We start from the raw sequence: 440 nt of genomic DNA, 5'->3' as shown, positions 1-440 counted from the left end.
GCAGGTGCAACTGCTAAGCTAACCGCAAGCAGTACAACAGTAACAAACCCAATATTCACCTGGTATAAAGATGCTGCGCTAACCGATGTAGCATTTACCGGAGCAGAATTTACTACTCCAGTATTAACAGCAACCACTACTTATTATGTAACCGTAAGAGGTTCTAATAAGTGTGAAAACGCAGCAGCGAATGCTAAAGTTGTAACCTTAACTGTTAACCCACCTGCAATAGCATCTGATATTACAGTGGCGGGTGCAGGGGCGCCGATTTGCCTGGGAACAACTGCTAAATTAACAGCAAGCAGCACAACAGTAACTRATCCRGTATTTACCTGGTAYASTGATGCYGCSTTAACCAATGCAGTATTTACCGGAGCAGAATTTAMTACWCCAKTRTTAACYGCMACMAMAACTTAYTATGTAACTGTAAGGGGATCTAA

1 protein-coding gene is annotated in these 440 nt (G+C 42.4%); it reads left to right on the top strand.

The window, feature by feature from the left end:
- A partial coding sequence (locus tag AC1DDK_RS26150) for an immunoglobulin domain-containing protein (protein ID WP_477634196.1) occupies positions 1-440 on the top strand: 440 nt, incomplete at both ends.

The sequence above is a fragment of the Pedobacter sp. 05T44 genome (assembly GCF_056395985.1).
This window is presented reverse-complemented; position numbering and strand designations above follow the sequence as displayed.